Raw genomic sequence first — 649 nt, 5'->3', positions numbered from 1 at the left:
TGTCAAACAGCGTGCAATACTTACCAGATTAGGGGTGGAAACAGCGTCCAAAAGTTTCCACCCTAGTGTGTCACCATCCGGTGTTTTAGCCGGGGGTATCTGGAGTGATTTATATGGACATCATTTACGAAATAAGAAGACGTCATTCAGTACAGAAACAATCGATTTCTGCCATTGCGAGAGAAATGGGACTCTCCCGGCCGACCGTACGCAAACATCTCAATACCGTCGAACAGCCTAAATATCAGCGGCTGCTAACGGTTTCACCCCGCCTCGATGAATATAAAGACCAGCTAACCTCCTGGTTAGAAGAAGAATCCAAACTACCCCGATCACGGCGCCGAACAGCGCAACGGCTATTTGAGGGGCTACAGGAACTAGGTTACGGCGGGGCCTACGACAGCATTCAACGATTTGTAAAACAGTGGAAATCCAGCGCACATGGTCCAAAAATCACCGAAGCGTTTATTCCGTTGGTGTTTCTGCCAGCCGATGCCTGCCAGTTTGACTGGAGCCAGGAACAGGTGGAAATCGCTGGCATCATGCAAACGATTAAAGTCGCCCATTTCCGGTTAGCCTATAGCCGCCAAATGTTTGTGGCCGCCTATCCCAGAGAAACGCAGGAAATGGTCTTTGATGCGCACATCCG

The 649-nt window shown here is 49.8% G+C and carries 1 pseudogene; it reads left to right on the top strand.

What is annotated here, in order from left to right:
- Window positions 1-113: 113 nt before the first annotated feature.
- Window positions 114-649, top strand: a pseudogene (locus QN395_RS21400) (IS21 family transposase); the annotation flags it as partial.

Origin of the sequence: Undibacterium sp. RTI2.2, from assembly GCF_035018705.1 — a bacterium.
Taxonomy (GTDB): domain Bacteria; phylum Pseudomonadota; class Gammaproteobacteria; order Burkholderiales; family Burkholderiaceae_D; genus Undibacterium.
Note: the sequence above shows the minus strand (reverse complement) of the source record. Positions and strands in the feature narration are given on the sequence as shown.